Origin of the sequence: Brenneria roseae subsp. americana (genome assembly GCF_003115815.1) — a bacterium.
Lineage (GTDB): Bacteria > Pseudomonadota > Gammaproteobacteria > Enterobacterales > Enterobacteriaceae > Brenneria > Brenneria roseae.
Map to the genome: position 1 here is coordinate 234,311 of NZ_QDKJ01000008.1, position 6,899 is coordinate 241,209.

The 6,899-nt window shown below is 51.6% G+C and carries 6 protein-coding genes and 1 pseudogene; all 7 read left to right on the top strand.

Features of this window, described 5'->3' with window-relative positions; all coding sequences use genetic code 11:
* The first annotated feature begins 39 nt into the window (after window positions 1-39).
* Entirely contained in the window at window positions 40-1,365 is a 1,326-nt protein-coding gene (locus B4923_RS12410) for a GntP family permease (RefSeq protein WP_109054669.1), read from the top strand.
* A gap of 142 nt (window positions 1,366-1,507) precedes the next feature.
* The gene (locus B4923_RS12415) at window positions 1,508-2,647 is read left to right on the top strand and encodes an acyl-CoA dehydrogenase family protein (RefSeq protein ID WP_109054670.1); all 1,140 of its coding nucleotides are present in this window, start codon (window positions 1,508-1,510) and stop codon (window positions 2,645-2,647) included.
* A 98-nt stretch (window positions 2,648-2,745) separates the two neighbouring features.
* Window positions 2,746-3,522 carry a putative electron transfer flavoprotein FixA gene (gene fixA / locus B4923_RS12420; protein WP_109054671.1) on the top strand — a complete coding sequence of 259 codons (777 nt, stop codon included), beginning with the start codon at window positions 2,746-2,748 and terminating at the stop codon, window positions 3,520-3,522.
* A 21-nt stretch (window positions 3,523-3,543) separates the two neighbouring features.
* A complete protein-coding gene (locus B4923_RS12425; RefSeq protein ID WP_109054672.1) occupies window positions 3,544-4,488 on the top strand; it encodes an FAD-binding protein in 945 nt (314 codons plus the stop codon).
* 55 nt (window positions 4,489-4,543) lie between these two features.
* Window positions 4,544-5,848: pseudogene (locus B4923_RS12430) on the top strand (FAD-dependent oxidoreductase); the annotation flags it as partial.
* Entirely contained in the window at window positions 5,845-6,129 is a 285-nt protein-coding gene (locus B4923_RS12435; protein WP_109054674.1) for a ferredoxin family protein, read from the top strand. The pseudogene B4923_RS12430 and the gene B4923_RS12435, both read left to right, overlap by 4 nt.
* Before the next feature lie 430 nt (window positions 6,130-6,559).
* A partial coding sequence (locus tag B4923_RS12440) for an Hcp family type VI secretion system effector (protein ID WP_109054675.1) occupies window positions 6,560-6,899 on the top strand: 340 nt, incomplete at its 3' end.

Consider the following 6,899-nt stretch of genomic DNA (forward strand, 5'->3'; position numbering starts at 1 on the left):
GATCCAAACTGATCCCTGATAAATATAAGTGAGAAAATTATGGGTATTCTTTTCTTGATTCTCGGGTTAATTATTTTAATGGTGATGTGTATGAAAGGAATACACATCTTTATTTCCGTATTTACCGCCAGCCTCTTTTTAGCCATAACCGCATGGATAACAGCACCGGATGTGCTTAATCCTCTGGACGCCATATTGCAGGTCTATACCGCCGGATTGGGGGGATATTTCGGTAATTTCTTTTTCATCTTTGTCCTGGGGGCCATCTTCGGCAAATTGACCGCCATCAGCGGCGCTGCCGACAGCGTGGCGTCATTCATCATCGGCAAATTTGGCGAAAAAGCGGTGATCCCGTCATTAGTCGCCGCCTGCGCTATTCTGGCCTATGGCGGCGTTTCTGTTTTTGTCGCGTTGTTCACCGTCTATTCCATGATGGTCAGCATGTTCAAAAAAGCCAATCTGCCCCGTCGGCTTATTCCAGCCGTCTATTTCGCCGGAGCAGGTACTTTCGTTATGATTATGCCGGGTTCACCGCAAATCCAGAACCTTATTCCCATGAAATTTCTCGGCACATCAGCAACCGCAGGCCTGGTACCCGGAATGATAACCGCGGCTTTCCAGGCAATTCTCGTCATTGTTTATCTGTCATACCTGTTCAAAAAAGTAAAAGCCAGCGGTGAAGGCTGGGTTGATGATGAAAATCTCGCCCAAAAAAGTCATGTCACGAAAAACACAAACCTGCCTCACGTGATCGTCGCCTTATCACCGATGCTGTTATTGCTGGTAGCCTTGAATATTCTGAAATGGGATCCGGCTATTGCATTATTTTCCGCCATCGTTTCCGCGTTAATAATTTATTTTCGTTTTTTAAACTGGAAAGAGATCATCGGTAACCTAGCGGCGGGAACGATGGAAGGTGTCGTTTCCCTGTTCAATACCGCCGTTATCGTGGGATTCGGCGCACTGGTGATGAAACTGCCCGCTTTCCAGCAGTCATTCCAGGCGATTGCCCATTCCGGATTGAGCCCGCTGATCGTCACCGCCATCGCCGTAGGCGCGTTGGTATTCATCAGCGGCTCCGGCTCCGGAGCGTTGAGCATTGCCATGCCTTTGATCGCATCAATGTTCCCTGCCGCGGTGGTGGATCAGGGCGCATTGCACCGCGTGGCGACCATGGCCTGCATGAGCACCACGCCGCCATTCAACGGACTTATCATTACCGTTTTCAGCGTTTGCGGCGTCAACCATAAACAGTCTTATGGTCCGGTCGGTATGCTGACATTGGCTATTCCATTAATTGCAATGTGCTTCATGTTGCTGCTGTATGCCTTATTACCGGCATCCATTACTACGCTGGGAGGGTGATTTTCGTTCGGACAGAAAATAGATTCACCTCAGCATGAACACGTTATGGATAAATAATTACCCGTTCATAACCAAATGAATGCGAATCACCAGGGAATATTAAATTACACCGCGCCGATAATATTACAGGGAGAAAATAAAAATGAATTTTCAACTTACAGAAGAGCAATCCCTTATCAAAAATATGATCAGGGAATTTGTGGAAAATGAAATACAACCCATTGCTGCGGCAATTGATAAAGAACACCGTTTCCCACGGGAAAGCATTGCTCCCATGGCCGAATTAGGATTGTTTGGTTTCAATATTGATGAAGAATATGGCGGCAGCGATGCCGATGTCATCAGTTATGTATTGGCAACAGAGGAGATGGCAAAGGTCAGCGCCGCACACGCCATGATCATGGGATCGCAGTGTTCTCTCACCGGCCCGATTATTCAGAAATACGCCGACGCCGAAACCAAAAAACGTCTGCTTCCGAAAATCGTATCGGGCGAAAGCCTGGGCTGTTTCTGCCTTTCCGAACCCAGTGCGGGATGTGATGCCGCCGCGCAACAGACGACGGCCGTACGCCATGGCGATACCTATGTCATCAACGGTTCCAAACTGTGGATCACCGCCGCGCCCCAGGGCGCCTTCTTTATCGTCTTCGCCATGACCGATAAAAGCCAGGGCGTGAAAGGCATCACCACGTTCCTCGTAGAACGCGATAATCCGGGCATCAGCATCGGCCTGCCGGAGGAAAAGATGGGGATGAACGGTTCCGATACCTGTGCGGTCAGCTTCAGCGACTGCATTGTCCCCGTAGCTCATCGCCTGGGGCAAGAAGGAAAAGGGTTTTCCATCGCGATGGAAACCCTTGATGGGGGACGTCTGAGCTGTTCCGCTATCGCACTTGGCATTGCTCAAAGCGCGCTGGACGCCACCCTCGCCTACACCAAAGAACGGATACAGTTTGGAAAACCCATCGCCGCCAACCAGGGAGTGCAGTGGATGCTGGTCGATATGGCTACGCGCGTCGATTGCGCCCGGATGCTGGTATATCGCGCGGCCGCCGCCAAGATGGCGGGCGGCGCTTATACCCGGGAAGCGGCGCAGGCCAAGCTCTATGCATCAGAAACGGCGACATTCGTTACGCAGAAAGCGGTGCAATTGCATGGCGGCATGGGATACACCCAATCCTATCCGGTCGAACGGTTAATGAGGGAAGCCAAGCTTACGGAGATTTTTGAAGGAACCAGTGAGGTGCAGCGCATGGTTATCGCCAAGCATATCCTGGCCTGAGCCGATGACGCCGCGCCACTTATGTGGGTGGCGCGCGCATTCGGCTCGCTTCCATCATCTATTTACCGCCTCATTCACCAGAATGGAGAAAACCAATCATGAGACTCATCGCCTGTTGTAAAGTCGTCCACGACGAGCAGGACATCACCACCCGCCCGGATCGATCGCTGGATATGGACAACGCGGGACTAAAAATCAGCTTGTACGATCTCAATGCGCTGGAAGCTGCGACCGATATCGCCAAACAACAACCAGATAGCCGACTCATCGCACTCAGCGCAGGCAATAAAGCCATGCTGGAAAATTCCAAGATCCGTAAAGATATACTTTCCCGCGGCCCGGACGAGCTGACAATCGTCGCCGATGACGCATTGCACCTCCTGTATCCAACGGAAACCGCCAAAATTCTGGCAAGCGCAGCACAAAAAATCGGGTTCGATCTGCTGCTCTGCGGAGAGGGATCTGGCGATCTGTATGCGCAGCAAACCGGCCTACAGATCGGCGCGCAATTAAATTTACCCTGTATCAACGCCGTCAGAAAAATCACGGTAGGCGAAGGAAAAATCCTCGTAGAACGGGAGCTTGAGGATACCGTGGAGGAGCTAGAGCTCTCTCTGCCCGCCGTGATTTCAGTCACGTCCGACATTAATACCCCCAAGCTGCCGTCAATGAAAGCCATCCTGGCTGCGAACAAAAAACCCGTCACACAGTGGGATCTCTCCACGCTGGCGTGTGAACTCGGTGCAGTGACCGCCACCCGAGAATCAGCCTGCGCCCCTAAACAGGCGGACAGGCTCCGGATGATTATCGAAGGGGATTCGGATGAAAACATTGCCGCGTTCGCCGAACATCTCCGGCAGGCCATCAATCAATAATTGAACGCAAGGAAACCCCAAATGGCTAATTTATTACCTATCGTTTTCGTCTACGCAGATAAAGCGGATCGTCTTGCCGAATTGATTGTCCTCGCCCGTCAATGGGGCAAAGAAGTCAACGTCCTGTTCGTTGGTGACGATCAGGAGATCAGGGAGTGTATCAATCTCGGGGCCGATGTCGTCTACCATTTTGCGCAACAGGAAGACGTCATCGTCGAAGATTATGTTCCTTCCTTCGTCAGCATTATCAGGGAGGTTGGCCCTCAGGCACTGGTATTGCTGGCAACGACCAAACGCTGCAAGGCCATCGCCGCCCATCTGGGCCAACAACTCAACGCGGCCGTAGTGAACGACATGCTGAGTTTACGTGTGGAAAACAGCGCCATATTCGTTACGCATCAGTTTTATGGCGGCCTGGCGCATGAAACCGAACAGATCCATTCTCCCTACGCCATCGTAACCACCAGCAACGGGAGCGGAGAAACCGAACAGGCAGGGAGCGTTGCCAGTTCGAATATCAAACCAGGCGTATTTATCCCGCCGACCCAACCGATAAGATTGGTTTCCCGCCGACCCAAGCAGGGCAGCATGATTAATTTGACCAAGGCCAAGCGCGTGGTCGGCATCGGGCGCGGTTTCAGTAAGCAGGAAGATATCGCGCTGGCGGAGGCACTGGCAAAAGCCATCCACGGTGAGGTGGGTTGTTCCCGTCCGATCGCCGAAGGCGAAGGTTGGATGGAGCATGGACGCTATATCGGTGTATCCGGGGTTGCGCTCAATGCCGATCTATATATCGCCACTGGCGTTTCAGGACAGATTCAGCACATGGTTGGCGTCAATCACGTCAAAACCATTGTGGCGATCAACAAGGATAAGAACGCGCCTATCTTCAATTTTGTCGACTACGGGATCGTGGGGGATCTCTATAAGGTGCTTCCCACACTAACCGCAAAACTGAACGGATGATGGACGTCGGCGCACCGCCGGTTTATTCCGGCGGCGTAGACACACCTCACGCAACACGAAGGATATATCAACTATGGCAGACGACCTTTTTGACGCCATCATCGTTGGCGGCGGTCTTGCCGGCGGTACTGCCGCCTACGTACTGGCCCAGGCCGGATACTCGGTGCTGGTCATTGAGCGCGGTAATTCCGCCGGCAGCAAAAATATGACCGGCGGCAGGCTGTACGCTCACAGCCTGGAAAGCATCATTCCTGGATTTGCCGCAGAAGCCCCGATAGAACGACGCGTAGTACGTGAAAAAATTTCCATGCTCACCGAAGACAGCGGCGTCACGCTGGATTACCAGCGCGCCAGGGAAGATAGCCCTGCAACCAGCTCGTATACTATTCTGCGCGCATCATTCGACCAATGGCTGATGGACAAGGCGGAAGCGGCAGGAGCGCAATTGATTCCCGGCGTACTGGTGGACGACCTGATCGTCAGAGACGGAAAGATCTGCGGCGTCAGAGCGGGAGAAGACGAGATCGAATCACACGCGGTCATTCTGGCTGACGGAGTCAATTCGCTGCTGGGGAAAAAGCTCGGCATGACACGCAACGTCAACCCGCATACGGTAGCCGTCGGCGTCAAAGAATTGCTCGAATTTACTCCCGCCCAAATGGAAGAACGTTTCGGCTGTGCAAACGATGAGGGACTAGCCTGGCTCTTTGCCGGAGCGCCCTCGGGAGGGCTGATGGGCGGCGGTTTTCTATATACCAACAAGACGACCGTTTCTCTGGGGCTGGTGCTTGGGTTGCATAACGTAGGGAAATTTCCCCGCAGCGTTCCCCAGATGCTGGAAGACTTTAAAAATCATCCGCTCGTCGCCCCACTCGTCAAAGGGGGAAAGTTGTTGGAATACTCTGCACATATGGTGCCGGAAGGCGGTTTGGACATGGTTGCGGAACTGATCGGCGATGGCGTATTGATTACCGGGGATGCCGCCGGATTCTGTCTTAATGTTGGTTATACCGTCCGAGGCATGGATCTGGCGATCGCTTCGGGTGAAGCGGCGGCCAAAGCCGTTATCGCCGCCAAAGAAAAAAACGACTTCAGCCGCAACGGGTTGGCGTCATATAAAACCCTGCTGGATAACAGTTTTATCTTCAACGATATGAATCTTTATCGACATCTCCCGGCCTTTTTGGACAACCCTCGCTTTTTTACCGACTACCCGGAAATGGCAATCGGCGTAATGCAGGACATCTTTACGGTAAACGGCCCGGAACGGCCGCTGCGCAAGAAAATACTCGCCCATGCCAGGAAGGTGGGTATGTTCAATTTGCTTAAGGATGGATTCAAAGGAGTACGCTCGTTATGAATAAGGTGAACGTTGATATCAAACTGGGCGTCAACAAATTTAATGTCGACGAGGGCAATCCGCATATTGTATTAAAAGAATATCCTGATCCCGAAGAATTTAAGAAACTGGTAATAGCCTGCCCCGCCGGATTGTATAAACAGGATGATAACGGGCATTTTCTGTTCGACTATGCCGGGTGCCTGGAATGCGGCACCTGCCGCGTATTATGTGGCGATACCATTCTGGAAAAATGGCAGTATCCTTCAGGTACATTGGGGGTTGAATTCAGGTACGGATAAAACCTTCGTCTCATTGATGGTCAGGTATTCATTAGACACAAAGGCGATCACTTGACGATCGCCTTTACTGGCTTTGCTGATTTGATTACCAGAGAAATTATGCACTAGCTTATTGTTTAGTTTTATGCAGTAATTTTCATATTCATCGTTGAAATCTTTCAAAAAGACTGCGGTCTCACATCATTAAGTCAAACTTTCAGAGCAAGTGCCAATTCTGCGCAACTTCTTGCTCACTTCCCAGCATAAATCACTTTTTGCGCAATGTTTGCAAACGATTCGGGAAGTCTGCGCAATTTCTTGCTCAAATTTGACTTAGGGAAAATTTGAGTTAAGGGATCTTACTTTAAAAACAATAACATAAAAGATGGCATGGTCTTTGCTATACGAACGGTGAAGTCAAACACATGATCAATCAACAAGGAGCAAGACCATGCCAACTCCATGCTATATCAGCATCGAAGGGAAAACCCAGGGCAATATCACTGCCGGCGCTTTTACCTCCGATTCCGTCGGCAACATCTACGTGCAGGGTCACGAAGATGAAATGCTGGTGCAGGAATTCAATCACGTCGTCACCGTCCCCACCGACCCTCAGTCCGGTCAGCCTTCCGGTCAACGCGTCCACAAGCCGTTCAAATTCACCGTGGCGCTGAACAAGGCGGTGCCGCTGATGTACAACGCCCTGGCCTCCGGCGAAATGCTGCCGACCGTCACCCTGAAATGGTATCGCACCTCGGTGGAAGGCAAACAGGAGCACTTCTTCTCCACCG